The 26,873-nt window shown below is 31.6% G+C and carries 27 protein-coding genes; 6 read left to right on the top strand and 21 right to left on the bottom strand.

Features of this window, described 5'->3' with window-relative positions; translation table 11 throughout:
• Nucleotides 1–46: 46 nt before the first annotated feature.
• The 8 genes from LQ688_RS02085 to LQ688_RS02050 all read right to left on the bottom strand — a co-directional run bounded on the left by LQ688_RS02085 (nucleotide 47) and on the right by LQ688_RS02050 (nucleotide 8,064).
• Nucleotides 47–1,786, bottom strand: a complete 1,740-nt coding sequence (locus LQ688_RS02085) for an ATP-binding protein (protein ID WP_239752579.1) — start codon at nucleotides 1,784–1,786, stop codon at nucleotides 47–49.
• Nucleotides 1,786–2,493: a response regulator transcription factor gene (locus LQ688_RS02080; protein ID WP_016999146.1), complete on the bottom strand. Its 708-nt coding sequence runs from the start codon at nucleotides 2,491–2,493 to the stop codon at nucleotides 1,786–1,788. Before LQ688_RS02080 ends, LQ688_RS02085 begins: the two co-directional genes overlap by 1 nt.
• Nucleotides 2,494–2,524: 31 nt before the next feature.
• The gene (ccsB, locus tag LQ688_RS02075; RefSeq protein WP_016999145.1) at nucleotides 2,525–3,742 is read right to left on the bottom strand and encodes a c-type cytochrome biogenesis protein CcsB; all 1,218 of its coding nucleotides are present in this window, start codon (nucleotides 3,740–3,742) and stop codon (nucleotides 2,525–2,527) included.
• Complete coding sequence (gene resB / locus LQ688_RS02070; RefSeq protein WP_016999144.1) at nucleotides 3,735–5,384, bottom strand: cytochrome c biogenesis protein ResB; 1,650 nt, start codon at nucleotides 5,382–5,384, stop codon at nucleotides 3,735–3,737. Before resB ends, ccsB begins: the two co-directional genes overlap by 8 nt.
• A gap of 13 nt (nucleotides 5,385–5,397) precedes the next feature.
• On the bottom strand, nucleotides 5,398–5,934 hold the full coding sequence (gene resA, locus LQ688_RS02065; RefSeq protein WP_016999143.1) for a thiol-disulfide oxidoreductase ResA: 537 nt from the start codon (nucleotides 5,932–5,934) through the stop codon (nucleotides 5,398–5,400).
• A 114-nt stretch (nucleotides 5,935–6,048) separates the two neighbouring features.
• Nucleotides 6,049–6,786, bottom strand: coding sequence for a pseudouridine synthase (locus LQ688_RS02060; protein ID WP_016999142.1), 738 nt, complete (start codon nucleotides 6,784–6,786; stop codon nucleotides 6,049–6,051).
• Nucleotides 6,786–7,343 carry an SMC-Scp complex subunit ScpB gene (gene scpB / locus LQ688_RS02055; protein ID WP_016999141.1) on the bottom strand — a complete coding sequence of 186 codons (558 nt, stop codon included), beginning with the start codon at nucleotides 7,341–7,343 and terminating at the stop codon, nucleotides 6,786–6,788. Before scpB ends, LQ688_RS02060 begins: the two co-directional genes overlap by 1 nt.
• Nucleotides 7,330–8,064, bottom strand: coding sequence for a segregation and condensation protein A (locus tag LQ688_RS02050; protein ID WP_016999140.1), 735 nt, complete (start codon nucleotides 8,062–8,064; stop codon nucleotides 7,330–7,332). Before LQ688_RS02050 ends, scpB begins: the two co-directional genes overlap by 14 nt.
• Nucleotides 8,065–8,158: 94 nt before the next feature.
• On the opposite strand from LQ688_RS02050, the gene LQ688_RS02045 reads away from it, so the two are divergent.
• Nucleotides 8,159–8,665 (top strand): DUF309 domain-containing protein, encoded by a 507-nt coding sequence (locus LQ688_RS02045; RefSeq protein WP_228064608.1) that lies wholly within the window; start codon nucleotides 8,159–8,161, stop codon nucleotides 8,663–8,665.
• A gap of 93 nt (nucleotides 8,666–8,758) precedes the next feature.
• Here LQ688_RS02045 and xerD read toward each other — a convergent pair whose 3' ends face one another.
• From xerD to LQ688_RS02030, 3 genes are all read right to left on the bottom strand, one after another.
• Nucleotides 8,759–9,664, bottom strand: coding sequence for a site-specific tyrosine recombinase XerD (gene xerD / locus LQ688_RS02040; RefSeq protein ID WP_239752578.1), 906 nt, complete (start codon nucleotides 9,662–9,664; stop codon nucleotides 8,759–8,761).
• 92 nt (nucleotides 9,665–9,756) lie between these two features.
• Nucleotides 9,757–10,197, bottom strand: a complete 441-nt coding sequence (gene fur, locus LQ688_RS02035; protein ID WP_016999136.1) for a ferric iron uptake transcriptional regulator — start codon at nucleotides 10,195–10,197, stop codon at nucleotides 9,757–9,759.
• 99 nt (nucleotides 10,198–10,296) lie between these two features.
• Nucleotides 10,297–10,839, bottom strand: a complete 543-nt coding sequence (locus tag LQ688_RS02030; RefSeq protein ID WP_016999135.1) for an NUDIX hydrolase — start codon at nucleotides 10,837–10,839, stop codon at nucleotides 10,297–10,299.
• A gap of 76 nt (nucleotides 10,840–10,915) precedes the next feature.
• On the opposite strand from LQ688_RS02030, the gene LQ688_RS02025 reads away from it, so the two are divergent.
• Complete coding sequence (locus tag LQ688_RS02025; RefSeq protein WP_239752577.1) at nucleotides 10,916–11,827, top strand: aldo/keto reductase; 912 nt, start codon at nucleotides 10,916–10,918, stop codon at nucleotides 11,825–11,827.
• A gap of 95 nt (nucleotides 11,828–11,922) precedes the next feature.
• Here the strand turns inward: LQ688_RS02025 and LQ688_RS02020 are convergent, their stop codons facing one another.
• Nucleotides 11,923–12,672 carry an SDR family NAD(P)-dependent oxidoreductase gene (locus tag LQ688_RS02020; RefSeq protein ID WP_016999133.1) on the bottom strand — a complete coding sequence of 250 codons (750 nt, stop codon included), beginning with the start codon at nucleotides 12,670–12,672 and terminating at the stop codon, nucleotides 11,923–11,925.
• 140 nt (nucleotides 12,673–12,812) lie between these two features.
• Between LQ688_RS02020 and proC the strand changes: the two genes are divergently transcribed.
• Nucleotides 12,813–13,634: a pyrroline-5-carboxylate reductase gene (proC, locus tag LQ688_RS02015; RefSeq protein WP_016999132.1), complete on the top strand. Its 822-nt coding sequence runs from the start codon at nucleotides 12,813–12,815 to the stop codon at nucleotides 13,632–13,634.
• Between the two features lie 88 nt (nucleotides 13,635–13,722).
• Here the strand turns inward: proC and rnz are convergent, their stop codons facing one another.
• Entirely contained in the window at nucleotides 13,723–14,640 is a 918-nt protein-coding gene (gene rnz / locus LQ688_RS02010; RefSeq protein ID WP_016999130.1) for a ribonuclease Z, read from the bottom strand.
• Between the two features lie 199 nt (nucleotides 14,641–14,839).
• Here rnz and zwf point away from each other — a divergent pair, with 199 nt between their 5' ends.
• Together zwf and LQ688_RS02000 are read left to right on the top strand one after the other, a co-directional pair.
• Nucleotides 14,840–16,324 (top strand): glucose-6-phosphate dehydrogenase, encoded by a 1,485-nt coding sequence (gene zwf / locus LQ688_RS02005; protein WP_064211256.1) that lies wholly within the window; start codon nucleotides 14,840–14,842, stop codon nucleotides 16,322–16,324.
• A gap of 28 nt (nucleotides 16,325–16,352) precedes the next feature.
• A complete protein-coding gene (locus LQ688_RS02000) occupies nucleotides 16,353–17,213 on the top strand; it encodes a helix-turn-helix domain-containing protein (protein WP_064211255.1) in 861 nt (286 codons plus the stop codon).
• A 521-nt stretch (nucleotides 17,214–17,734) separates the two neighbouring features.
• Here the strand turns inward: LQ688_RS02000 and gndA are convergent.
• On the bottom strand, nucleotides 17,735–19,138 hold the full coding sequence (gndA, locus tag LQ688_RS01995; protein WP_017000276.1) for an NADP-dependent phosphogluconate dehydrogenase: 1,404 nt from the start codon (nucleotides 19,136–19,138) through the stop codon (nucleotides 17,735–17,737).
• A 120-nt stretch (nucleotides 19,139–19,258) separates the two neighbouring features.
• Complete coding sequence (locus tag LQ688_RS01990; RefSeq protein ID WP_064204553.1) at nucleotides 19,259–20,374, bottom strand: M20/M25/M40 family metallo-hydrolase; 1,116 nt, start codon at nucleotides 20,372–20,374, stop codon at nucleotides 19,259–19,261.
• Between the two features lie 95 nt (nucleotides 20,375–20,469).
• Between LQ688_RS01990 and prli42 the strand changes: the two genes are divergently transcribed.
• Nucleotides 20,470–20,571: a stressosome-associated protein Prli42 gene (gene prli42 / locus LQ688_RS01985; RefSeq protein WP_017000274.1), complete on the top strand. Its 102-nt coding sequence runs from the start codon at nucleotides 20,470–20,472 to the stop codon at nucleotides 20,569–20,571.
• Nucleotides 20,572–20,679: 108 nt separating this feature from the next.
• On the opposite strand, the gene LQ688_RS01980 is transcribed toward prli42, so the two are convergent.
• From LQ688_RS01980 to lpdA, 6 genes are all read right to left on the bottom strand, one after another.
• Nucleotides 20,680–21,645, bottom strand: coding sequence for an aromatic acid exporter family protein (locus tag LQ688_RS01980; protein ID WP_017000273.1), 966 nt, complete (start codon nucleotides 21,643–21,645; stop codon nucleotides 20,680–20,682).
• A 17-nt stretch (nucleotides 21,646–21,662) separates the two neighbouring features.
• Nucleotides 21,663–22,100 carry a BrxA/BrxB family bacilliredoxin gene (locus tag LQ688_RS01975; RefSeq protein ID WP_017000272.1) on the bottom strand — a complete coding sequence of 146 codons (438 nt, stop codon included), beginning with the start codon at nucleotides 22,098–22,100 and terminating at the stop codon, nucleotides 21,663–21,665.
• Between the two features lie 74 nt (nucleotides 22,101–22,174).
• Nucleotides 22,175–23,458: a dihydrolipoamide acetyltransferase family protein gene (locus LQ688_RS01970; RefSeq protein WP_239752576.1), complete on the bottom strand. Its 1,284-nt coding sequence runs from the start codon at nucleotides 23,456–23,458 to the stop codon at nucleotides 22,175–22,177.
• An 11-nt stretch (nucleotides 23,459–23,469) separates the two neighbouring features.
• Nucleotides 23,470–24,453, bottom strand: a complete 984-nt coding sequence (locus tag LQ688_RS01965; protein WP_017000270.1) for an alpha-ketoacid dehydrogenase subunit beta — start codon at nucleotides 24,451–24,453, stop codon at nucleotides 23,470–23,472.
• The gene (locus LQ688_RS01960; protein ID WP_017000269.1) at nucleotides 24,446–25,444 is read right to left on the bottom strand and encodes a thiamine pyrophosphate-dependent dehydrogenase E1 component subunit alpha; all 999 of its coding nucleotides are present in this window, start codon (nucleotides 25,442–25,444) and stop codon (nucleotides 24,446–24,448) included. The genes LQ688_RS01965 and LQ688_RS01960 overlap by 8 nt, the downstream gene beginning before the upstream one ends.
• Before the next feature lie 15 nt (nucleotides 25,445–25,459).
• The gene (gene lpdA, locus LQ688_RS01955) at nucleotides 25,460–26,872 is read right to left on the bottom strand and encodes a dihydrolipoyl dehydrogenase (RefSeq protein ID WP_239752575.1); all 1,413 of its coding nucleotides are present in this window, start codon (nucleotides 26,870–26,872) and stop codon (nucleotides 25,460–25,462) included.
• Nucleotide 26,873: the final 1 nt, after the last annotated feature.

Raw genomic sequence — 26,873 nt, 5'->3', positions numbered from 1 at the left:
TTAGCACATTGCTAAGGGATTTTCATCAAATTAACTCATAAATATTTTATTTTGGTAAAGTGATTGTAAATTCTGTCCCTATTTGTTCTTTACTTTGCACATCTATACTACCTTCATGGGCATCTATTATTTTTTCAACAATAAATAATCCAAGGCCAGTTCCGTATTTACCTCTCGTACGAGAAGTATCCACTTTATAAAAACGATCAAATATTTGTTCTAAATGCTCTTTTGCAATGCCGACACCTGTATCTTTAACCTTGATTTGTACATAGTCTTCTAGACTATCATCAAATATAACGTCGATGCTATCTTCTTCGTGTGTGTACCTAATAGCATTATCTATTAAGTTTGTTAAGACTTGTTCTATTCTATCAACATCGCCATACCAAGTGTTGCCATCACCTACATGCTTAACTGAAAGTTTTAAATTATTTTCAATAGCTTGAGGCTTGAATTTTGTATCTATTTTATTAATTAATGTCGTGATGTTAAAGTCAGTCAATGAAACTTTAATACCTTCTGCGTCCATTTTAGCTACTTCTAATAATTCATTGACTAGGCGGCTTAATCTTTTCGATTCATCTAAAATAATATACAAGAAATCATCTACATCTTTTTTCTCTGTTACAACACCATCTACTATTGCTTCAGTATAGCCTTGTAACATAGATATAGGCGTTCTTAATTCGTGTGAGACACTTGCTATAAAGTCTTTCTTCATTTGATCCATATGATGTTCTTCTGTCATATCTCTAATGATAATGACGATACCTGATGACCCATCAATTTGAATACTTTCAATATAAGTAGATATTACGACATAATATTTATGTCCTAATTCATATTCGAAAAATTGAGTGTTCTTTTCTTTAAAAGTAACATTTCTTTGTTCACTCATATCTTTGTTCTCAAAGTCTTTTAACTCATTTAAGAATACGTCCGCTTTTGAGTTTGAAATAATAACTTCATTTTTATCATTGATACCAATGACACCATCAATCATTGAATTGATTAATTTTTCTTGAATATTGTTTTTAGACTTTACATCTTCTATATTTTTTCTAATATCTTTACTCATCTTATTAAATGCTAAACCTAGTTCACCTATTTCATCTCTCGTATAAATAGGTACTTTTTCTGTGTAATGACCTTTCGCTACTTTAAAAGCAGCATATTTAAGTTGAATAAGTGGTTTAGTAATTCGAGTTGAAAGAAAGAATGCAAATACTGTGCTGACGATCAATAATATGATAGCAGCTATCAATATACTTAACGTAATCACTTTTTGCGTTTCTTTTATTGAATTGATGTCTTGGAATAAAAATATACCCGCATTATCACTTTGAAATGCTTGAGAAGGATAACCTAGTAAGATATAACGATGATCTTCACCGTTAACAGTTAGCTTAATCTCTTTTAAAACATGTTCATTGCTACGAAATACTTTGTTGAATGAAGGGTTTTTTCTTATTTCATTAATCATTACCCCTTTTAAAGGATCTTCAGATTTTTCTTGTAAATCTTTTTTGTTTTTAATGATAATGAGTCCTGCTGGGTCTTCTACAAGCTCTCTTGCATAATCAATCGTGGAATCTTTTTCATGTGTATTTAGCATTAGTCGTTCAATTTTAGCTGCATTATTATATAAGTTTTCACCAATATTAGAGGTGTTGTAAGATTGGATAAATGTGATTAAAAAACCACTTAATAAAAGTAAAACTGTCGTTACTATTAATATAATAGATAACCACAGTTTTACAACGACACTATTCAGCCGTCTCATTATTCAGGCGCCTCAAATTTATATCCAACACCCCATACAGTATGAATCATTTGAGCAGCTTCTTCAGATACACGATTTAGCTTTTCGCGTAATCTTTTTACGTGTGTATCTACAGTACGTAGGTCTCCGTAAAATTCATAATGCCATACTTCTTTAAGGAGTTGCTCACGATCGAATACTTTATCAGGTGATTTCGCTAAATATAATAATAATTCATATTCTTTAGGTGTTAAGTTCACTTCTTTTTGATCTGCTAATACACGATGAGCATCATTATCTATAACTAGATTTTCGAATACGATAAGGTCTTTAGCAGTATTTGATTGATTGACTACGGCATGATTAGTTGTTCTTCTTAATAAAGCTTTAACTCGTAAAACTACTTCTCTTGGCGAGAATGGTTTTACAATATAATCATCTGCTCCAGACTCAAAACCTTCGACTCTATTATTTTCTTCACCTTTAGCAGTTAGCATAATAATAGGTGTAGATTTAGTTTCTCTTAGTCGTTTACATACTTCAATACCATCTAATTCTGGCAACATTAAATCTAGTAAAATACAATCATAATCTTCGTTTAAAGCTTTATCGATTGCGACTTGACCATTTTCTGCTTCATCTGTTTCGTACCCTTCTCTTTCAAGGTACATTGTTACTAATTTACGAATTCTATCTTCGTCGTCTACAACTAAAATACGGTCTGTCATTCTTACAAAACTCCTTTCTAGTCTAGCAATATTATGCGTAAGAATGTAATCCTGCTACGATTAAGTTAACTGCGATTACATTAAATAGAATGATAGCAAGGCCGCCAACTGCTAGCCAAGCAGATTTTCTGCCTTCCCAGCCTTTACCTAATCTTAAGTGTAGGAATATTGCATAATACAAGAATGTAATGAGTGCCCATACTTCTTTAGGGTCCCAACCCCAATACCTACTCCATGCCATCTGTGCCCAAATACTAGCAAATAATATACCGCCTAAAGCAAATAACGGGAAACCGATTATAACTGAACGATAACCTATTTCATCCATAAGCGATAAATTAACGCGCTTGGTTAATGGTTTTATTAAGCTAAATAAAGTTCGACCTTTGAAAATCAATCTTAGTATACCATAAAGGATTGTACCTATAACAATAGACCATATTACAGTGTTTAATTTTTGAGCATTAATAACTGCAGGTAGTTCAATTTTAGACCATTTTAATATATCTGTACGCTCTTTAGGTTCATAATCACTACCGGATACATGATCAACTAGCAAACTATCTTGTTGTGTAACAAAAGCGGGAAGATGATAATGTTGCACTGAATTACTATCATTCTTATCAATAAAGAAATAAGTGTCATCATAACCAGCGATATCTTTCATGACAACAGTCGTTAAAATAAATCCAATAACAATAACAACGAAATACATAATGACTTCAACAAAGAAACTATGTATAGATTTTTCTTTTGGACTTACTGCTGCTAATAAGTATATTAATCCTGCTACACAGCTAATAGATAAAATACCATAAGATATAGTTACCGTAATAACGTGTATAGCTAGCCAACTTGATTGTAAAGCTGGTATTAATGGAGATACGTCTCTTGAGAACATACTTGCATAAGCAATAAGCAACATTGCAATTGGTAATACGAACAATGCAAGAACAGGCGTTTTATAAATAGAATAAATGACTAAGAAGCCACCTACCATCATAATGCCAAACATCGTCAAGAATTCGTACATATTACTTACTGGGGCATGTCCTGCTGCTATCCATCTCGTTATAAAATAAATGATTTGTAACACAAATCCTACTATCGTTAACGTTACACCAATCTTTTCAGCTCGCTTTTTTGAAGAACGAACTGAAAATGAAAATGGCACAACTGCAACAAGATATAAAATAAATGCTGAATATAAACTGATATTACTTATATTTAATATTAAATCTTTATCCATTGTTTGCCTCCTTGCTTTCATGTGAATCTTCTTTTGTATCAACTATATGTTGAATATTATGTTTGTCTAGAACTTGATTGATTTCTTTACTAAATCCATAATAGTTCTTATTTGTATGGCCGGCAATATTAAATTCACCGTCGTTAGCGCTAACCCATACACGTCTATGGTTAATATACGAACCAACTGCTAAACCAATTAAGAATATGATGAAACCAGTTAAGAGAATAGGAAGCGTTAAGTCTTTTTTAACAGCTAATACTGTAGCCCATTGATTAGTAGCATTAGCAAATTTTACTTCATATTGATTATTCTCAGAAATATCTTGAGACTCTTTAATTCTTAAGAAACTAAATTCTGGTTTCTCACCTTTTTTATTTACTTCAAACACAAAAGCAGGATTGTTTGGATTTGGTGTTTTCGTTGCTAGTACACCATTTTCTATTTTTTCATAATCTGGTGCATAACTACGTAATTTAACTGTGTAGTCATTGCCTACTTTATATTCTTTCTTAGGATTATCCAAATTAACAGTGAATGATTCACCTAATTCTTTTCCATCTTTCGTTTTTAAATTGAACGTCATTTCTTTAAGCAATGAATTATCAAAACTACTTTGATAAAACTGTAAATTATCGTAAGTCAACGGATGGTTTACTTTGATAGAATCTGATTTAACTTCTTTTAAGTTTGCATCTGAGCCGATAACATCCTGTTTACTGTTTTTATATAAAGTAGCTTTCGTTTCATAATTTTTCGCTATTTTATTTAGACTTGGATCAATAGATTCAGGATTTGTATTTGATTGAGATTTTTGGTCGTATTCTTCATAGATAAAGTCGTTGTTTTTCATATAATATTCTCTATCTGTACCTGGGACAGGTTTTGTTTCACCTTCTTTAATGTAGACCATCTCATCTAAATAAAAGCCAGGTAAGAAGCGGAGCATTGCACCGAATAATAATATGATTAATCCTAGATGGTTAATGTATGGCCCGTATCTTGATAGACGACCTTTTTCGAGCAATAGATTATCGCCATCTCTTTTCACTTTGTATCTTTTTTCATTAAAAGATTTGCCTAATGCATCTAAATCAACTTTATCTTTAGTAGACATGTATAATCTTTGGCGTTTAAAGAAAGTGATATGCTTCTTAGTTCGTTGTTTTTTTAATGATTTATGTAATGGGAGGCCTCTATCTATACTTGAAGTTATGATAGAGAATGCAACTAAGCCCAGTAATATTAAAAACCACCATGAACTGTATAAATTATGAAAACCTAATTTATAGTATAGTAAACCTAGTGAACCATAATGTTCATAATAATATTGTTCGGGATTTACGTTCATTGGGATAAAATATTCTTGTGGGAATATCGTACCTATTGATGCTGCAATCACGGTAATAACTAGTAATGTGACCCCTGTTTTTATTGACGCGAAGAAATTCCAAACGCGATCCAATAACGTTCTGTTTTTAGTTTTAGACCTTATGGCTTGTCCATCGTATCTCATAACGTCTGTCGTTTTTTTCTTATCGTAGTCGTCGTTAATTAATCGACCACAGTTTAAACAAAGCTGAGTTCCTTCAGGATTTTTGAACCCACACTCACAAACGATTTGCTTGTTACTGTTACTCACCTTTAATCCCCCTCTACTTCACTTTGACCGATTCCATCTCTTTAATGATTTGTTTTTTCGAAAGTTCACCAGTATGTTTTGATTTCACTTTACCATCTTTATCAACTGTTATTGTTGTAGGAAGTGGGTTCACACCGTACGCATCAGTAACTAAATTATCGTTATCCATAGCGACATTAAATGTTGGTGTTTCTTTTAATGAACTTAAATATTGTTTAATTTGTTGTGGATTGTCTCTAACGTGAATAGCTACTACTTCTACGCCTTTATCCTTATATTCTTTATATTGATTTTCTAGCTCAGGCATTTCACGTTTACATGGTTCACACCATGTTCCCCAAAAGTTTATTAAAACTCCCTTACCTTTAAAATCTTCAAGGTTTACTTTTTTACCATCAACTGTTTCTAGCTCGAATAACGGCGCATCATCACCTACTTGAGCCACTTTATCTTTATCTTTTGAAAGACTAGACCATACTGTAAAAACGATTGCTATTAATATTAGAGCTGTAATAACAATTTGCAGTATTTTCTTTTGTTTCCTTTTCATTTAAAAATCCTCCCTAACACAATAAAAAACCATACATATAATATGTTATGGTGTTTTGTTTAGTATATCATGACTAAATACTAGTTTAGTGGCATAATTGTGAACGTTTTCAGCTTATTTACCATCTTGCGCTAGATGTCTTAATACTTTAACCTCATGCGGTGTCAAGGTTCTGCCCTGTCCAGCATTTAAACCTTTTAAATTTAAAGGACCGTACTCTACTCTAGATAATTTAGTTACTTCATGTCCGAAATGACTAAACATTCTTCTAACTTGTCTATTTCTACCTTCAGTTATTGTGATTTCTACATGTGTAACATTTCGGTCTCTATCTTGACTCTTAACTTTTATTAATGCTGGTTGAGTCATACCATCTTCTAACTTAATGCCTTTTTCTAACTGTTTAACCTCTTCTCTTAAAAGGTATCCTTTAAGTTTAGCTATATATTTTTTCTTTATTTTATATCTTGGATGAGTCATTAAGTTTGTGAATTCCCCATCATTAGTCAGAATTAATAAACCTGAAGTATCGTAATCTAATCTTCCAACAGGAAAAATTCGTGTTTTTAAATCTTTGAAATAATCTGTTACAACAGCGCGCCCTTTATCATCAGAAACGCTTGTAATAACTTTAGTTGGTTTATGGAATAATATATATAACTTATCTGGCATTTCAAGAGGAATCCCCTCAACTTCAATGTGATCAGTTTCTTTCACTTTAGTACCAAGTTCTGTTACACGTTCATGGTTAACTGTCACTAAACCTTCTTCTATTAACTTTTCAGCTTTTCTACGTGAAGTATAACCGCTTTTTGCAATAACCTTTTGTAATCTCTCTAATTCTTCGCTCATTATGATTGCTCCTCATTTTCTGATTCGTTCATGCTACTAAAGAATAAATCCATTTCTTCTTGTTCATTTTCATCATTTGTTGTCTTAGGCAAATCATCTAAAGATGTTAAACCGAAAACATTTAAAAAGTATTCCGTTGTATATAACAATTGGCTTCTTGATTGTTCATTATGCTTTGACTCTATTACACCTTTAGCGATTAACGTTTTTACTGAAGCATCAGAATTCACACCTCTTATCACTTCTATATCACTTCTTGTAACAGGCTGATTATAAGCAATAATCGAAAGTGTTTCTAAAGCTGCTTGTGATAATTTTGTGTTTACATTATCCAACATTAATTGCTCTAAATATGGATGCATAATTGTCTTCGCTGTTAATATACACTTGTTACCATAAAAAATAATTTGTAATGTTTCTCTCTCATATTCGCTTGCTAAATCTTTAAGTTGTGACGGTGTAATTTCTAATAACTCACATAATTGATTAACTTCAATTCCTTCATCACCTAAAGAATATAACAATCCTTCTAATAATCCTAATTTACTCACTGACATAATTGACGCCTCGATTTATTGTTATTTCTCCAAATTGATGTTGTTGAAAAACATCAATTTGTCTTAATTTCATCATTTCTAATACTGCTAAAAACATTGTGACTAATACCGGTATTGATAAATCTGGTGGTAACGCTTCGAAAAAATGATAACTTTTCTTATTTGAAAGTTCTTCTCTTATTTTAGAAGTTGCCATTTCAATTGTATAAGAATCTTCGTTAACTGTAACATTTTGTGGCTGATTAAAACGTTGTCTCTTTTTAGTCCGTTGATATGCAATGATTAAATCTGTCATATTTAAATCTAACGGCGCTCGTTTATCATGAACAGCTTCAAATTTCGATAAATCAGCTGGCTTCTTCACAAAAATTTGTTCTCTATCATTTTTCTTTTCATTTAACAATTGCGCATATTCTTTATAGTTTTGATATTCAATCAATTGTCTTACTAAATCTTCCCTAGGGTCATCTTCTAATTCATCAATATCGGATGGAGGTGTTGGTAATAATAATTTACTTTTAATCATTAATAATTCTGAAGCCATTACTAAATATTCACTTGCTACATTTATTTCTAATATTTTCATTTGATGGATATAACTTAAATATTGCTCTGTTAATTCCTTCATTGGAATATCATAAATATCTATTTCGTATTTTTGTATCAAATGAAGTAATAAATCTAAAGGACCTTCAAAGGCATCGAGTTTTACTTCATACATTTAAGACTTCCTCTTTTCTATTCCTTTTACGTGCATAAACCTAAAAATTATTATAACATGATTACGTATAAAGATTCTATGCTGTGAGGGATTTATGATGGAAACAAATATTATGGAATTTCATTATCATTTCCATGTGTTAAGACATTATTTTGAGTGTCACGATATTTTAGAAGAACACTGGAAAGAACAAGATAAATTTAGTAAAAATGACCCAATCGTAAGTTTAATATTATTTTCAACGGCTTGTTACCATTATCGCCGCGGAAATGTTAAAGGTGCACTTAAAACTTACCAAAAATCTTTACAAATAGCAGAACTAAATGACCAATTCGATCATTTAGGAATAGAAAAAACACAATATATATCGGTTGTTAATTCTCAAATATTGCGCATCCAACAAAACAAATCATATCAAAATATACAATTGCCTCTAACTTCTGCTTGTTATCAAGCGCTAGAAAGTGCATATGATGATTTTACATTTAATTATGATGAGCAAATATCAGATTATATTAAACACTATCATTTATTAAGAGATCGTACAGAAGTTATTAATAGTCGTAATTTAGCATATGAAAATCGACATGCTAAACGATAAATAACCAGTATACGCTCCCCCATATAAGAATAAAGGCAACTAAAATAATAAGTGTTATGTACTTATTAGATTCATTATTTTTATTTTGTTTACTCAATTTTCATTCTCCTTTTTAGCTCTTGGGTGATAATTTAAATACATGTCTCGTATTTGCTTTTTAGAAATGTGTGTGTAAAGTTGCGTAGTAGATATGTCTGAATGACCCAACATTTCTTGAACCGCTCTTAAATCTGCACCATTTTCTAATAAATGTGTAGCAAATGAGTGGCGTAATGTATGTGGTGTTAAAGTTTTAGTAATACCTTTCTCTAGGCCAATTTTTTTAAGTATTTTCCAAAAACCTTGTCTTGTTAATTGAGTTCCGCGTGCATTTAAAAATAAAATATCTGTAACTTGTTTTTTCAAAAGGTTAGGTCTTACTTCTTGGATGTAAACACGCAATAATTCCATTAAATGATTACCAAGCGGAACAATTCTTTCTTTATTTCCTTTACCAAATACACGTATAAAGCCCATTGTAAGGTTAACATCTTCAACTTTTAATTCTATTAATTCTGTTACTCTGACCCCAGTACCATAGAGCAGTTCTAACATTACCCTATCTCTCTCATCTCTAGCATTTGTTATATGACTAAATGTTAACAGTTGATTCACTTCTTCTTCACTTAACACATCAGGCAATTTTTGTTCATATTTTGGGGTCTCTATTAATATCGTTGGATCTTTTACTGCGTATTTTTCTCTAATTGCGAATTGATGGAAGCTTCTTATTGTCGCAGCTAATCTCGCAATTGTTTTAGAAGACTTTCCATCTTTCTTTAATTCCGCGAAATATTTTTGTATGACGATACGATCTATATTATCTATATGACTAATTTTATGTTCATTCAAATATTCATTATACTGTGACAAATCACGATTATAAGATTGTATCGTATTTTGGCTTAATCCTTTTTCTAATCTAATAAAATCTATAAATTCATTGATAATTTGCTCCATGTATTCACCTCATTGTTGAACTTATTTTACCATAAAAAAAGACATCACTAAAATTTGTGTTAAACACCTTTTAGTAACGTCAGCTTAAAAGATTAATCTTTTTTACATCTATGGCAAATACCATGAAAAGTTAATCTATGATCTAAAATTTTAAAGTCGAATTCTTTCTCTACACGTTTTTCTACATCTTCTAATAAATCTTCTTCAATTTCATCAACTGCTCCACATTCCATACATACCATGTGATGATGGAAATGCTTCGCTCCTTCTTTCCTTAAATCAAATCTTGCTACCCCGTCCCCAAAATTAATTTTGTCGACTACTTTTAATTCTGCTAATAATTCAAGTGTGCGGTAAACAGTAGCTAAACCTATTTCAGGCGCTTTATCTTTTACTTTAAGATAAACGTCTTCTGCGCTTAAATGATCAGATTCATTCTCAAGTAATACTCTAACAGTCGCTTCTCGTTGTGGCGTTAATTTATAGGAAGCTTTGTGTAATTGCTCTTTTACACGTTGAATACGTTCTTCCACGGTGACACCTACTTTCTTAAATAAAATCATTATCAATTAGAAACATTTCGTATACTAAATTACCAATAATTTTATAAAAAAGCAAGCGAAAACTTTGTATTATTTAGAATGATTATAATTTAATAATAAATATTGAAACGCAATCATTGTTTTTGCATCTTCAATTTTTTGAGATAACAATAAATTTTTAACTTCTTCAATTGTATATTTTTTAATATCTAGAAATTCATCTTCATCTAACTTCATTTTTCCTTCAGATAAATTATCAGCTAAATAGATGCTTATTTTCTCATTACAGAATCCAGGGCTTCCGTATACTTCACCTATTAATTCTAAGTCTTCTGCAATATAACCAGTTTCTTCTTCTAATTCTCTCAATGCAGCACTTTTTCTTTCTTCACCTATCTCCAATTTACCAGCTGGAATTTCTATTAAAACTTTTTCCATTGCTTTTCTAAATTGTTCTACGACTAATACTTCTTTTTCAGGTGTTATAGCTAACACAGCTACAGCTCCATTATGTAAGACAACATCTCTTGAGCTCGTTTCACCATTAGGTAATTTGATTTCATGCTTTTCTACTTTAAAAATCTTACCTTCGTAAATTAATTCTTTACTGATTGTATCTTCTGTTAACTTCATTCGAGCGTGCCTCTTTTCATTTAAATAATTAATCTGATAAACTTAATATATAAAGTGTAGCGAAAGGAGCTTCAATATGCAAAAAAATACTTTAAAAAGTGGTATAGAAATATCAGAAGTTGGCTTAGGTTGTATGAGTTTAGGTACAGATGTTGAACATGCTGAAACAATTATTGACGAAGCAATTAACCAAGGAATAACTTATTTTGATACAGCAGATTTATACGATTATGGTGAAAATGAAAAAATAGTTGGTAGTTTGCTGAAAAAATATCAAAATAACAGTGATATTGTTATCGGCTCAAAAGTAGGTAATCATTTTGATAAAGAAACAAAAGAACATCATTGGGACCCTTCTAAAGAGCATATAATGAACGGCGTTAAAGATACATTGCAACGCCTAGACGTAGAACAGTTGGATTTATATATGTTACACGGCGGTACAATAGAAGATAACAAAGATGAAACTATTGAAGCGTTTGAAAGGTTAAAAGAACAAGGGTTAATAAGAGCATATGGTATTTCTTCTATTCGACCAAACGTCATTGATTATTATTTAGAAAATAGTAATATCGAAACAATTATGATGCAATTTAGCCTTCTAGATAATAGACCAGAAGCTCTGACAGAAAGAATCAACGATAAAGATATTAAAATATTAGCTAGAGGGCCTGTTTCTAAAGGTTTATTGACTGATAAATATAATAAAGTTTTAGAAAATAAATTCAAAGATGGTTTATTAGAATATAATGCAGATGATTTAACAGAAACAGTTACAAAGTTAGCAGAAGAATTTGATAATCTATCAGCTGTTACTTTTAACTATTTAAAATCATTCGAAGCATTAGGTTCTATTATCACAGGTGCAAGCTCTAAAGAACAACTTATTACAAATATGCAACATTACAATGAAAGTCTTTCAGAAGACCAAATTAACCATGCAAGATCAATTGTTAAGAACTTAGAATATACAAATCATTTAAACTAATAATCTAGCTTATGAACGTATATCTCTTATTAAAATAAAACGCCTCATCCGTTAGTTTTACTTCTCGGATGGGGCGTTTTCATTATAAAAACCTATTACATCTTACTTAAAAAAACTTTTTTAAATATTTTTTCTATTGTTCTTGGCGCTAACTGATAAAATCTAAGTCCAATATCCATCCACTTAGGTTCATTTATTTCTATCGTTTTATTAATCATACCTTTAATAATTTGGTTTGCTAAAACATCAATATCCAATTGTAGAAATTCAGTAGATTCATTGTACGAACCAGATGGATCAGCTTTTAAATGAAATGACGATTTAAATGGACCTGGATTTACCGTTAAGACATGTAAATCTGGTCTTTCTAATCTTAAGGCGTTTGAAAAGTTTATTAAACCTGCTTTAGAAGCGGCGTAATGGCTTGCATACGGCGTTGTTACTTTTCCTGAAATAGACGCAATATTTACAATTGATGCCCCTCTTTTCATGTTTGGCAACAATATGTTTTGTAATAAAATTAGGTTGACCAAGTTCGTGTTGTATATAGCCATAATATCTTCAAAACTATGATTATCATTAGATTTAAAATAACCTAATCCGGCATTATTTATGATGCCATCGTATTTATGATTTAAACTACCCATATTAATAATTTCATTTGAATTATTTAAATCTAATATGATTGTATCTTCAATATTATTATATTTATTTTGTAAAATTTGAGCTTTTTCTTTATTACGAACTATTATTGTAGCTTTTGCGCCGTATAAATTTAAATAATGAATTAGACTTTCTCCTAACGAACCTGTAGCACCCGTCACAATAAAATGTTTACCTATCATAGTTATCACCTTTTTATATGTATTAATATAAATGGTAACACACCTTCTAGTAATTGATTAATACATACCGAATCATTTTTGACATAAAAATTAATTACTTTATAATGAAAATGAAATCCTACGGAAGTGAGTGATTAATAATGAAAATTGTTTTTTATGGTTCAGGCAACATGGCTAACGCAATTTTTACTGGTATTGTTAACAGTAAATCAATTGAGCCGGAGAATATTTTTTTAACAAATAAATCAAATCAAGGAGCTTTAGAAGACTATCATAATTCATTAGGTGTCAGTTACAGTTATGATGACGCTGAGTTATTAAAAGATGCTGATTATGTTTTCTTAAGTACTAAACCTTATGACTTTCTAAAATTAGCTGAGCGTATTAGACCTCATATTAATGCAGATAACAAATTTATCTCTATCATGGCAGGGTTACCTATAAACTATATTAAAGAACATTTACAAAATGATAATCCTATCGCTAGAATTATGCCGAACACGAATGCTCATGTTGGTCATTCAGTAACAGGTATTAGTTTCTCTTCAAACTTCGGCCCTACTTCTAAACAAGAAGTTTTAACGTTAATTGAAGCATTTGGAACTGCTTTAGAAGTAAAAGAAGATCATTTACACCAAGTAACAGCGATTACTGGTAGCGGCCCCGCATTTTTATATCACGTATTTGAACAATACGTTAACGCAGGAACTAAGCTTGGTATCGAACAGTCTCAAGTAGAAGAATCTATAAAAGAACTTATCATCGGTACTGGTAAAATGATAGAACGCTCTGACTTAAAAATGGATCAATTGCGTAAAAACATTACATCTAAAGGTGGAACGACACAAGCAGGATTAAATGCTTTAAGCAATCACGATATAGAAGCAATTTTCACTGATTGTTTAAATGCGGCTGTAAAAAGAAGTATAGAATTAGCTGAAGCAGACGAAGATAAATCTTAAAGTGATAATTCTTTAAAAAACGCCAATTCGTTAGTTCATAACTTAACTAACGAATTGGCGTTTTTAATTACTTTATGTGCGTGAGAGCTTATACTTGATATGTTTCATAGTCATTAACAAAGTTAAATTTATGGTGTGTTATTTTGTTAATTTCTTCTTCAATTTCTTCGATTTCTTCTATCTCATATCTATTTGATAAATGTGTGAACAATGCTCTTTTTACATTAGCTTCAGTCATTAAAGATAAGACGTCATCTATGTGGCTATGATAATAATCATTAGCTAGATTCTTATCACCTTCTATATATGTTGTTTCATGAACAATAACATCTGCATCTTTCGCTAAAATCAATTCATTTTCACATGGCATCGTATCACCAAAAATTGTGATGACTTTACCTTTTTTCTTTGGCCCTTTAAAATCTTTAGACTGATAAGTTTGGTTGTTATAAATAAAGGTTTCATTAGCTTTAACCTCTTGATATAACGGACCAGGCTCCATACCAAGTTCTTTCAATTTATTAACGTCTAGCTTACCTTCTATATCTGGAGCGGTAATTCTATATCCGACTGATAAAATGCCATGTTTCAATGGTAAAGCTTTTATGTGAAAACCATCGACGTTTAAATCTGTATCAGTATTAAATTCATTAATCGTTATTTGATAATTTAAGTGGGATTGAGAAATTTCTAATACTGTATTTATAAATTTAGATATTCCTTTAGGACCTACTATCGTAAGAGGTTTATCTTTTCCACCTTGGAAAGATCGACTTGTTAATAGTCCAGGCAGACCAAATATATGATCTCCATGTAAATGTGTAATAAAAATATGACTCACTTTACCTAGCTTAATACCTGTATGTAATATTCTATGTTGTGTAGCTTCGCCAACATCAAATAGCCATATTTTATTTTCTTCAGGTAGGCAATTAAAGGCAATAGATTGCGTATTTCTCTCTTTGGTCGGTAAACCAGCACTTGTACCTAAAAATGTAATCTCCATCGTCTTCCTCCTAACGACATTATTATAACACGTCTTTTAAATTTATATTTATAAAAAAATAATTTCGAGTATACTAATATGTATAGTAATATTTCAATTATAATTTTGATAGTTCAAATTGAAGAATATCAAGAAGTATCATGTTATAATAAATGATATTGCATAAAGATAAAAAAGTCAGAGAATCGAGGTAATCAAATTGGCAACTGAAACTAAAAATATACCATGTTTAATTACAATATTTGGGGCGACTGGCGACTTAAGTCACCGTAAACTTTTCCCATCTATTTTTCATTTATATCAACAAAATCAACTAGACGAGCATATTGCAATCATAGGTGTTGGTCGTAGAGATTGGTCTAATGAAAAGTTCAGATCAGAGATTAAAGCTTCTGTTCAAAAGCATGTTCAAGACACAAACAAATTAGATGAATTTATGGAGCATGTATTTTATCAGTCCCATGATGTTAATGATGCTACAAGTTATCAAGAGCTTTTAGAATTTGCGAATGACCTAGATTCAAAATATGAACTACAAGGAAATCGTTTGTTTTACTTAGCAATGGCACCTCAATTCTTTGGAACAGTTACAGATTTCCTAAAATCTTCAGGTTTAACAGAAACAGATGGATTCAAAAGACTTATCATTGAAAAACCGTTTGGTAATGATTTAGCATCTGCTGAAGATTTAAATGAACAAATAAGACGTTCATTCAAAGAAGAAGAAATATATAGAATCGACCATTACTTAGGTAAAGATATGGTTCAAAACATAGAAGTTTTAAGATTCGCTAATGCGATGTTCGAACCATTGTGGAATAATAAATATATATCAAATATTCAAGTTACTTCATCTGAAATACTCGGTGTTGAAGATCGCGGTGGATATTATGAAGACAGTGGTGCATTAAAAGATATGTTCCAAAACCATATGTTACAAATGGTTGCTTTACTAGCAATGGAACCCCCTATCAGTTTAAATAGTGAAGATGTTAGAAATGAAAAAGTTAAAGTCCTTCGTTCTATTAGACCTTTAGACGAATCAGAAGTTAAGCAAAACTTTGTTCGTGGACAATATGATAGAGGACAAATAGACGGAGAACAAGTTAAGAGTTATCGCGAAGAAGATAAAGTAGCCGATGATTCAAATACCCCTACATTTGTAGCCGGTAAATTATTAATTGATAATTTCAGATGGGCTGGTGTACCATTCTTCATAAGAACAGGTAAACGTATGAAGAAAAAAGGAATACAAGTTGTAGTAGAATTTAAAGAAGTCCCAATGAATTTATATTATCAAAGAGATTCACAACTTGAATCTAATTTACTTGTTATTAATATTCAACCAAATGAAGGTTTATCATTACACTTAAATGCTAAAAAACAAGTTCAAGGTATTGAAACAGAACCTGTTCAACTTTCTTATTCGATGAGTGCTCAAGATAAAATGAACACAGTTGATGCTTATGAGAATTTAATTTTTGACTGCTTAAAAGGTGATGCAACAAACTTTACGCATTGGGAAGAATTAAAAGCTACATGGAAATATGTGGATGTAATACAAAATGTATGGGACAATGATAAAGCCCCATTCCCTAATTATAGAGCTGGCACAAATGGCCCAATTAAGAGTCAATTATTGTTGTCAGTCGATGGATTTAAATGGTGGGACGATATAAATTAATCTTTCTACCCACAGGAGTGACTGAACTTTGGAAGTAATTAAAGATTTACAAAGAGTGATTGTTTACATAGAAGACCATTTGTTAAGTGATATTAGTTTACAAACTTTAAGCGATTATGTAGATAAATCCCCTTTTCATATAAACCAAACTTTTACTATGATAGTAGGTATGACGCCTTTAGAATATCAATCAGCAAGAAGAATGACCGAAGCGGCCAAGGATATTTTAAGTGGACACACAAGGATATTAGATATAGCTATGAAATATGGTTATCGTGATGCAAACTCTTTTGCACATGATTATAATGCTTATCACGGTATCAGCCCACTACAAACAAAGACACATCAATCTATGCTTAAAATTAAAAATCGAGTTTCTATCAAACTTACAGCTACTGAAACAGAACCTTTAAATTATACTTTACAATATAAAGATGATTTAAATTTAGTAGGTAAAAATTATCATTATCAAGCAAGCGAATTAGATAACCATTTTCTTGTACCGGATTTATTGGAAATGTTAATTGAAAATAAATATGTCGAAGATTTTATTAGGTATAATGACGTTAAACCAAATCAACTTTTTATTATACGAAGACCACTTCTAGATGGTTTAGAAGTTTTCGTCGGTGTACCAAGTGATCGTTATCCAGGGCATTTAGATAACTATTACTTACCTAGTCATCATTTTGCTACTTTTAATTTACAAGGCGAATTGGATTTCGTCGTAAGTGAAGCATGGCACCATATTGAAAATCAATGGCAATTAAAAATGCCTTATTTACATGATGACTTTTATGTTGAAGTATACCCACTAGATGTTAACTTTGATCAAGAGAGTACTAAAGTACAATTATGGATACCTATTGATTACGAGAAATTAGATTAAATATAGATAAATAAAAGCAGTGAAGAAAACCCTATTATTATAGGAATTCTTCACTGCTTTTTTTATATACTGTTATTGGATTAGAATTAAGTACGACATATACATAGGTGCTTTTTTATGAAGTGCAGCCATCGTTATTGGATTTTCTACCTCGTTAATCCAAGTAGACACACCTTTATTGGATTTTCTACTTCATTAATCCAAATAGACACGCTTTTATTGGATTTTCTACTTCATTAATCCAAATAGACACGCTTTTATTGGATTTTCTAACTCATTAATCCAACTAACCACACCTTTATTGGATTTTCTACTTCATTAATCCAACTACAGACACCTTTAAGGAACAAGTATGTGTGAGAGACTACAGAATCGAACCATACCCTAGACAAACATGTACGAACAAAATCATAGATTATATAAAAATAACATCTCATTTCTAACTGAATAAATCAGTGAAATGAGATGTTATTTATTTTGAGTTGGGATTTATGTCCTAGTCTCTTGACTATAACTCTTAATTACTTAGTCCATTCTGTATGGAAAATACCTTCTTGATCTTTACGTTCGTATGTGTGAGCACCGAAGTAGTCACGTTGTGCTTGGATTAAGTTTGCAGGTAGGTTTTCTGATCTATAACTATCGAAATAGTTAATTGCTGATGAGAAACCAGGTGTAGCAATACCAGCTTTAATAGCTGTAGCTGCAACTTCTCTTAATGAACCTTGGTATTTAGAAACGATATCGTTGAAGTATGGATCTAATAAAAGGTTTGTTAATTCTTTATCATTATCATAAGCTTCTTTAATTTTTTGTAAGAATTGTGCACGGATGATACAGCCTTCTCTCCAAATCATAGCAAGTTCGCCTAATTTTAGGTTCCAATTATTAGTTTCACTAGCTGTCTTCATTTGAGCAAAGCCTTGTGCATAACTACAAATTTTACTCATATAAAGCGCCTGTCTAATTTGTTCTAAGAAAGCTTCTTTATCTCCATCAAATTCTGTAACTTCAGGATTAAATGCTTGGCTTGCTTTCACTCTTTCATCTTTAAATGAAGATATGAATCTAGCAAATACTGATTCTGTAATAATAGTTAATGGGATACCTAATTCTAAAGCATTAATAGATGTCCATTTACCAGTACCTTTTTGACCAGCTTTGTCCATGATTTTTTCTACTAATGGAACACCATCTTCATCTAATTTTTTAAAGATCTCGCCAGTGATTTCGATTAAGTAACTTTCTAATTCACCAACGTTCCAAGATTTGAATGTTTCTGCGATTTCATTATGGTCCATGTGAAGAACACGTTTCATTAAGTCGTAACTTTCAGCAATTAGTTGCATGTCAGCATATTCTATACCGTTATGTACCATTTTCACATAGTGTCCAGCACCATCTGGTCCTACATACGTTACACAAGGTGCGCCATCTTTTGCTTTAGCAGAAATACTTTCCAATATAGGTGCTACAAGTTTGTATGCTTCTTCTTGTCCACCTGGCATGATAGATGGTCCAGTTAATGCACCTTCTTCTCCACCAGATACACCTGTACCGATAAAGTTAATGCCACTCTCATCTAGATATTGGTTTCTACGAATAGTATCTAAATAGTTAGTATTACCACCATCGATTAAAATATCACCTTTATCTAATAACGGTAATAAACTATCGATTGTTTTATCAGTTGCTTCACCAGCTTTAACCATTAATAAAATTTTTCTTGGTTTTTCTAATGAATCTACAAATTCTTCTATAGAATAATTCGGATATATATTTTTACCTTTTGACTCTTCAACCATTTGTTCTGTCTTTTCTTTAGAACGGTTAAATACTGATACTGAGTATCCACGTGATTCAATATTCCAAGCTAAGTTTTTACCCATTACAGCTAAACCGACTACACCTATTTGTTGTGTCATGAAATTTACCTCACTTTTTATCGTTTTCATATATATTTTAACATAATTCACAACTGTTTCGCGTCTATGAAAGCTTAATTTTCTTGAAAAACGAAATGAATACGTTTACAATTTATAAAATTACGCTAATTCTGAAATTGCTATAATTTGTTCTGTAATTTTTTGTAATTCTTCAATTGGCATACGCTCATTTTTAGTATGGATATATTCATAACCAACTCCTAAAATAACTGTAGGAATACCAAAACCACTAATTACGTTTCCGTCTGAGCCACCACCTAATTTAACTAACTCTGATGTTCTACCTATTTTTTCAGTTGCTTTTACAGCTAACTTAACAACATCATCTTCTTCACTTAAATTAAAGCTAGGGTACATTATATTGACTTCTACATCAGCGGTACAACCAAATTCTTCAGCAGTTTTTTCGAAAGCTTCTTTCATATGTTCAACTTGTTGTTTCATTTTTTCATCATTTAAAGAACGCGCTTCAGCTAAAATATATACATGGTCACTCACGATATTTGTAGCAGTACCACCTTCAAATCTACCGATGTTAGCTGTAGTTTCTTCATCGATTCTACCTAAACTCATATGACTTATTGCTTTAGCAGCGATATTTATAGCTGAAACACCTTTTTCAGGTTCAAGCCCAGCATGTGCAGTCTTCCCTTTAATTGTAGCTTCGATTTTAGCTTGTGTAGGCGCTGCAACAACTGTCGTTCCAACTTTACCAGGAGCATCTATCGCATATCCAAATTTAGCTTTAATATCATCAGGATTTAATGCTTTCGCTCCAACAAGACCTGTCTCTTCCCCTACTGTAATAATGAATTCAATATCTCCATGCTGAATTTCATCTTCTTTCATTACTTCAATTGCTTCTAAAATAGCTGCAAGACCAGCTTTATCATCAGAACCTAAAATTGTTTCACCATTAGAATAAATATATCCATCATCACGTATTTCTGGTTGAATATTATTACCTGGTGTTACAGTGTCCATATGACTCGTAAAATAAATAGGTGTCTTACTTGTATCTTGTCCGTGTAACGTACAAATTAAATTTCCAGCACCGTATCCCGTTTCATCTTGAGAGTCATCTTCTTTAACATCTACACCTAGTTGAGTGAATTTTTGTTTCAATAAATCTGCAATCTTTCTCTCATTAGAAGATTCAGAGTCGACTTTTACTAATTCTAAAAATGTGTTAATTAAGCGTTCTTCATTAATCATGCTTGTCCCTCGTTTCATTTATTTAATTATCTCACTTTCTAGTGTATAATAGTTGATAAATATATACAAAACTAATGTTCAAAGCGAGGGTAATCATGTTAAACAAAAATGTACGAAAAATTATTATTATTGTAATGTTAGTTGCTATCGTAGCTTCATTAATATTATCGGGCGTATTGCCATTCTTATTATCATAATAAAATAACTTAATAATAATATTTCATAGCAATGGACAAGAAAGTCCTAGAAGCAAAAAGCCGGAGAAATAATCTTTCTAAAAAGAATTTTCTCCGGCTTTTATTATATTATTTTTTCAAACTTCCGAATTCAGATTTAATATGCAAGTATTCTTCAATTTCATTTAATAATTGGAATACAGAGGCTACACTTTCTAATTCTATATGGTCTTTAGGCAAATCAATCGTTTGTAGTTTAATTCTAATCGCATATAAATCATGTAGTCTCATTAATGAATAATCATTACTTTGAACATGTTGCGATACATCTAAAAGTAATTTGCTGCAGAGTTGATGTGCATGCTGACTATGTTGCATAGATTCTATTAGTTTCTTCATCCGTATAAGTAAGGTTAATTGTTCTTGTCTCATATCAAAATAATGATAATAGGAATTTTCATTTCTTACAAAATGATTTTTTACATCTCTAAAAGCTAGAGATTTTGCTTTCTTAATATTATCTTCAACTTTATCAAAAGAAGGAATATTAAGTTCTTTATTTGGATCTAATAACGCTTGGCTAAAGACAAAAGTTATTAAAATAAAGTCATCTTCAATTTTACGTTTATAATGATTAAGTTTTGTATCTAGACTTGGCATAAACATATTCATAATAAGCGCGATGCCTATACCAATTATCAATAATAATACTTCATTAATAATTAAGTCTAAATCAATTTTAGGTGCTAAAAATAAATGTAATATAATAACACAACTCGTTACAATACCTTCTTGAACACCTATCATGACAGTAATAGGAATGAATAATAATACCATAATCCCAAGAACTACAGGATTAGTACCTAAGAATGTAAAGAATAATGATGCTACTAGAATTGCAATTAAACATGCTATAAATCTGTACATAGCCGCTTCAACTGATTTCACTCTTGTATCTTTAGTACATAACACTACTAAAATAGCGCTTGAAGCATAATTATCAAGTCCTATTAACTTAGAAAGGATGACAGCTAATGTCATCCCTAAAGCGGTCTTTAATGTTCTATACCCTATTCTATACGGTCTTATTTGCATGCCTCTATACCAATCCTTTAGATTTCATCACAATGTTCTTCGAATAGAGCTTGAATATTTGTGATAACACTCATAGGGTCATGCCCTTCGATTTCATGTCTTTCTATCATTTTTACAATTTTACCGTCTTTAAGGAAAGCAAATGACGGACTTGAAGGTGGATAACCTTCAAAATAATCTCTTGCTGTTTCTGTTGCTTCTTTATCTTGTCCAGCAAATACTGTAACTAATTGATCTGGTAATTTATCATAATGTAAAGCATGTTGCGCAGCTGGTCTTGCGATTCCACCAGCGCAGCCACAAACTGAATTGACCATAACAAATGTTGTACCTGGTTTATTAAAAGTTTCTTCTACTTCTTCTTTTGTTGTTAATTGTTTATATCCTGCTGCTTCAATTTCATTTCTTGCAGAGCTTACAACGTCATTCATATATAAATTGAAATCCATTTCCATAAGAAAAGCCTCCTGTAATAATAGTTATCTTTATTTTACAGGAGATTTCTAGTTAAAACAATGCGTAGGTGTTATTAATATATAGATGTATTTTCAATCGTCATACTTTGTATACGTTCTTTAACAAAGTTTAAAAACTCGCCTGCTAATAAGCCATCTAATATTCTATGATCAATAGATAAAGATAAATTAACCATATCACGAATGCCTATCATGTCATCAATTACTACAGGTCGTTTAACAATAGATTCAATTTGTAATATAGCTGCCTGTGGATGATTGATAATACCCATAGATGATACTGAACCAAATGAACCTGTATTATTAACAGTAAAAGTACCATCTTGCATATCTTGAGATGTTAGTTGATGTTTTCTACCTCTTGTAGCTAAATCATTAATTTCTTTTGCAATTCCTTTAATTGATTTATCGTCAGCATTTTTAATAACAGGTACATATAATTTATCTTCACTTGCTACAGCTATAGATATATTGATATCTTTATTAATTTTGATTCCATCTTCATGCCAACTACTATTAAGCATTGGATACTTTTTCAACCCTTCTGCTACTGCTTTTACAAAAAATGCAAAGAAAGTAAGATTATATCCTTCGTTTTGCTTAAACGATGTCTTATGATGTTGTCGCGTTTTAACTAAATCAGTTGCGTCTACTTCAACTTGCATCCAAGCATGCGGTATTTCTTGTACACTTTGCAACATTTTATTTGCAATTGCTCTTCTAACACCATTAACAGGTATTGTATCGTGACTTGAATTTGAATTATACTCTATAGCTGCACTTTCAGATTGTGGGCTTTGCTCTGCAGGAGTAGTATTCGCAATAGGCTCGCTTTTTTCTGTATTTCCTTTATTTTCTATTGCTTTTACAATATCTTTTTTAGTGACTCTTCCTAAATTACCAGTACCTTCAATATTTTCTAAATTAATGCCATTTTCGCTCGCTAATTTAAACACTACAGGTGAATACTGTCCATTATTTTTAGGTTTGTTATGAGACTCGCTTACAGACTGGTTATCATTTTTAATATTTTCTGATGCTTCTTGAATAGATTCATGATTTTCTTGTTTTTTATGATCTGAATCATTTTCTTTCTCAACTTCACCTTCTACTTCCATAGTGCAAATAACGGTCCCTACATCAATCGTTTCTCCCGCTTCTACTTTAATTTCTTTTATTACACCAGTATATGAAGAAGGTACTTCTGCTGTGACTTTATCTGTAATAACTTCACAAAGTGCGTCATATTCTTCGACATGATCGCCAGGTTTAACTAACCACTGTTCAATTGTGCCTTCGTGGACGCTCTCCCCGAGTTTCGGCATTTTTACTTCCATTTTTTTACCTCCTAAAATTCAGCTAATGTTCTCATTTTTTGTTCTATTTTTTCTGGATTCATCATAAAGAAATCTTCCATTGGTGGTGAAAATGGCATAGCTGGAACATCAGGCCCTGCTAATCTAGCAATCGGAGCATCTAAATCAAATAAGCAATGCTCTGCTATAATAGCTGATACTTCACTCATAACACTACCTTCAAGGTTGTCTTCTGTAACAAGTAATACTTTACCTGTTTTCTTAGCACAGTTAATTATCGTTTCTTTATCTAATGGATATAAAGTTCGTAAATCTACTACTTCTACATCTATATCTTCAGTAGATAGGATTTCTGCAGCTTGTAATGCATAATTCACACATAGTCCATAAGTAAACACTGTAATGTCTGAACCTTCACGTTTTACATCTGCTTTGTCGATTGGTACCGTATAATATTCTTCAGGTACTTCTTCTTTCAATAAGCGATAAGCTTTTTTATGTTCAAAATATAATACAGGGTCATTCTCTTCAATAGACGCTAGTAATAAACCTTTTGCATCATATGGTGTTGATGGAATAACAACACGTAGACCTGGTGTGGAACAAAAAATACTTTCAATACTTTGCGAATGATATAAAGCGCCATGTATTCCTCCACCAAAAGGACTGCGTATTGTCATCGGACAATCCCAATCATTATTTGAACGGTAACGAATTTTTGCTGCTTCATTAATAATTTGATTTGTAGCAGGCACGATATATTCTGCAAATTGAATTTCTGCAACTGGTCTTTTCCCTAACATTGCTGCACCTATAGAAGCACCTACAATATTTGATTCAGCTAATGGTGAATCTAGAACACGACTTGCACCATATTTATTAAACAGATTTTTTGTTGCTCCGAATACGCCGCCTTTAAGACCAACATCTTCGCCGATAACAAAGACATTATTATCTTTTTCCATAGCTTGATCCATCGCTTGATTAATAGCGTCTAGATAAGATAATTTAGGCATTTGATTCGCCTCCTTGATCATATACATGTGTTAAAGCTTCTTCAGGTCGTGGATAAGGTGCTTTTTCTGCATTTTTTGTCGCCGTATTAATTTCTTGTTTAATTTCTTCTTCTATCTGATTAAACCACTCTTCATCTGCAACTTCATTTTCAATCAAATATTCTTTGAATTTGATATTACAATCATTTTCTTTTTCTTCTTTTAATTCTTCGGCTGGACGATAGTTATCATTATCATCTGAAGAATGTGGTGTTAAACGGCTACAAATTGCTTCAATTAAAGTTGGACCTTCTCCATTTATTGCACGTTCTCTCGCTTTTTTAACAGCTTTATATACTGCTATTGGGTCATTCCCATCTACTTGTTCACCAAAAGCGCCATATCCTTCAGCTCTTTTAGATAAATCATCTGTCGCAAACTGTAATTCAGTTGGAACTGATATAGCATATTTATTATTTTCTATTATGCAAATATAAGGTAGTTTGTGTACACCAGCAAAGTTCATCGCTTCATGGAAATCACCTTGACTCGTACTACCTTCACCTAGAGTTGCAAGTGCTATGTTCTTTTTATTATCCATTTTTAAAGATAAGCTTGCTCCAGCTGCGTGTAATACTTGTGTAGTTACACATGAACCCTGAGTTAATATATTTAAGTCTTTCTTGCTGAAATGTGAAGGCATTTGCTTACCACCACTTGAAGTGTCTCCTTCTTTTGCAAAAGCAGCTAGCATCGATTCTTCTGCAGTTATGCCTCTAGCTGTAACTAAAGCTAAATCTCGATAATATGGTGCTAATACATCATCATCTTGTAATGCATAATAAGTACCGATTTGGGTTGCTTCTTGACCTTGGCAACTAATAACAAACGGAAGTTTACCCGCTCTATTCAAAAGCCACATTCTTTCGTCGATTTTTCTACCGAGCAACATCCATTTATATATTTCTTTTAAATCTTCATGTGTTAAACCAACAGTTTTGTAATCTAACATTTCGTCACTCCTTTTTTAGACGTGAATTGCACGGTTTTCTGATTTTAATCCTAATTCCATTAATACTTCTCCAATTGAAGGATGAGCATGTACTGCTGTTGCTAATTCTTCAGTAGAACCATTCATAAAAGTAAATAAAGACACTTCATTAATTAACTCAGTTACTTTAGCACCAACCATATGAATGCCTAACACAAGGTCATTTTCCATGTCTTTTATTAATATACATTCTCCTAATCCATTGTTTTCTATAACAGATTTACCTATGGCTTTAAAAGGTACTTTGAATTTCTTATAATTTATATTTTTATTTTTAGCATCTTGTTCTGTCATACCAATTGAAGCTACTTCAGGATTTGTATAAATACATCTAGGCACCGTTAAGTAATCTAACTGAATTGGATTTTGATCAAACATGTTTTCCACAGATATGGTTCCTTCTTTAGTTGCAACATGAGCTAATTGATAATTACCTATTACATCACCTACTGCATATATATGTTTGTCTTCTGTTTGATATACATTGTTTGTAACGATATAGCCTTTATCATCTGTTTTAATCTTTGTATTTTGAATTCCAATATCTTCAGTATTTGGCTTTCTGCCAACAGCTACTAGTACTTTATCAAACGTTACTTCATCATCTCGTAATTGTACTTTAATATTTTGGTCAGTAATTGATATATTTTCTTCGCTTAATGGTAAATCTTCATAGATTTTAATACCACTTTCTTGAAAATCCTTTTTGATTATTTTACTAATTTCTTGCTGTTCATTTGGAATAATCGAAGCCCCTGCTTCTACTACTGTCACATCTACCCCTAAATCGTTGAGTAAAGATGCAAACTCAAGACCTATAACGCCACCGCCTATAATTAAAATATTATTAGGTAAAGTTTCCATATTCATCATGTCATCACTAGAAATGATTGTTTTATGATTGAACTTTAAGAATGGTAATTCCACAGGTTTAGAACCTGTAGCTATTAAAACATTTTGGTTAACAAGTAATTCAGATTCACCATTTTCTAATTCTACTGACACAGTGCCAGCTTGTGGTGAGAAAAGTGATGGTCCAAGTAATCTTCCATTTCCTTGATATACATCAATTTTATATTTTTTCATTAAACTTTGTACACCTGTGTACATAGTTGTAACGGTTTCATCTTTTTTAGCGACAACATCTTGGATATCAAAATTCGCGGAAGCTTGTTTGATACCATATTGATCTGCGTGATTAATATATCTTAATATTTCAGCGGTTTTTAAGTAAGATTTAGTAGGTATACATCCTTTATGTAAACATGTACCACCTAATTTATATTTTTCGACAATTGCGACTTTTTTTCCAAGTTGAGCAGCACGAATAGCAGATACATAACCTGCCGTTCCACCGCCTAGAATAACTAAATCGTATTCTTTAGACATA

This window comes from Mammaliicoccus sp. J-M40 (assembly GCF_022386395.1).
GTDB lineage: Bacteria > Bacillota > Bacilli > Staphylococcales > Staphylococcaceae > Mammaliicoccus > Mammaliicoccus lentus.
This window is presented reverse-complemented; position numbering and strand designations above follow the sequence as displayed.

What these genes read in the sequence shown, in the direction of transcription:
- LQ688_RS01980 (WP_017000273.1), bottom strand. Translation starts at nt 21,645, where the DNA reads ATGCAAATAAGACCGTATAGAATAGGGTATAGAACATTAAAGACCGCT.
- LQ688_RS01960 (WP_017000269.1), bottom strand. Translation starts at nt 25,444, where the DNA reads ATGTTAGATTACAAAACTGTTGGTTTAACACATGAAGATTTAAAAGAA.
- LQ688_RS01970 (WP_239752576.1), bottom strand. Translation starts at nt 23,458, where the DNA reads ATGGAAGTAAAAATGCCGAAACTCGGGGAGAGCGTCCACGAAGGCACA.
- LQ688_RS02045 (WP_228064608.1), top strand. Translation starts at nt 8,159, where the DNA reads ATGATGGAAACAAATATTATGGAATTTCATTATCATTTCCATGTGTTA.
- lpdA (WP_239752575.1), bottom strand. Translation starts at nt 26,872, where the DNA reads ATGTCTAAAGAATACGATTTAGTTATTCTAGGCGGTGGAACGGCAGGT.
- LQ688_RS02060 (WP_016999142.1), bottom strand. Translation starts at nt 6,786, where the DNA reads ATGAGCGAAGAATTAGAGAGATTACAAAAGGTTATTGCAAAAAGCGGT.
- prli42 (WP_017000274.1), top strand. Translation starts at nt 20,470, where the DNA reads ATGTTAAACAAAAATGTACGAAAAATTATTATTATTGTAATGTTAGTT.
- LQ688_RS02030 (WP_016999135.1), bottom strand. Translation starts at nt 10,839, where the DNA reads ATGAAGTTAACAGAAGATACAATCAGTAAAGAATTAATTTACGAAGGT.
- LQ688_RS01990 (WP_064204553.1), bottom strand. Translation starts at nt 20,374, where the DNA reads ATGATTAATGAAGAACGCTTAATTAACACATTTTTAGAATTAGTAAAA.
- scpB (WP_016999141.1), bottom strand. Translation starts at nt 7,343, where the DNA reads ATGTCAGTGAGTAAATTAGGATTATTAGAAGGATTGTTATATTCTTTA.
- gndA (WP_017000276.1), bottom strand. Translation starts at nt 19,138, where the DNA reads ATGACACAACAAATAGGTGTAGTCGGTTTAGCTGTAATGGGTAAAAAC.
- LQ688_RS02020 (WP_016999133.1), bottom strand. Translation starts at nt 12,672, where the DNA reads ATGATAGGTAAACATTTTATTGTGACGGGTGCTACAGGTTCGTTAGGA.
- LQ688_RS02080 (WP_016999146.1), bottom strand. Translation starts at nt 2,493, where the DNA reads ATGACAGACCGTATTTTAGTTGTAGACGACGAAGATAGAATTCGTAAA.
- LQ688_RS02050 (WP_016999140.1), bottom strand. Translation starts at nt 8,064, where the DNA reads ATGTATGAAGTAAAACTCGATGCCTTTGAAGGTCCTTTAGATTTATTA.
- LQ688_RS01975 (WP_017000272.1), bottom strand. Translation starts at nt 22,100, where the DNA reads ATGGAAATGGATTTCAATTTATATATGAATGACGTTGTAAGCTCTGCA.
- rnz (WP_016999130.1), bottom strand. Translation starts at nt 14,640, where the DNA reads ATGGAGATTACATTTTTAGGTACAAGTGCTGGTTTACCGACCAAAGAG.
- resA (WP_016999143.1), bottom strand. Translation starts at nt 5,934, where the DNA reads ATGAAAAGGAAACAAAAGAAAATACTGCAAATTGTTATTACAGCTCTA.
- proC (WP_016999132.1), top strand. Translation starts at nt 12,813, where the DNA reads ATGAAAATTGTTTTTTATGGTTCAGGCAACATGGCTAACGCAATTTTT.
- LQ688_RS02025 (WP_239752577.1), top strand. Translation starts at nt 10,916, where the DNA reads ATGCAAAAAAATACTTTAAAAAGTGGTATAGAAATATCAGAAGTTGGC.
- ccsB (WP_016999145.1), bottom strand. Translation starts at nt 3,742, where the DNA reads ATGGATAAAGATTTAATATTAAATATAAGTAATATCAGTTTATATTCA.
- LQ688_RS01965 (WP_017000270.1), bottom strand. Translation starts at nt 24,453, where the DNA reads ATGCCTAAATTATCTTATCTAGACGCTATTAATCAAGCGATGGATCAA.
- xerD (WP_239752578.1), bottom strand. Translation starts at nt 9,664, where the DNA reads ATGGAGCAAATTATCAATGAATTTATAGATTTTATTAGATTAGAAAAA.
- LQ688_RS02085 (WP_239752579.1), bottom strand. Translation starts at nt 1,786, where the DNA reads ATGAGACGGCTGAATAGTGTCGTTGTAAAACTGTGGTTATCTATTATA.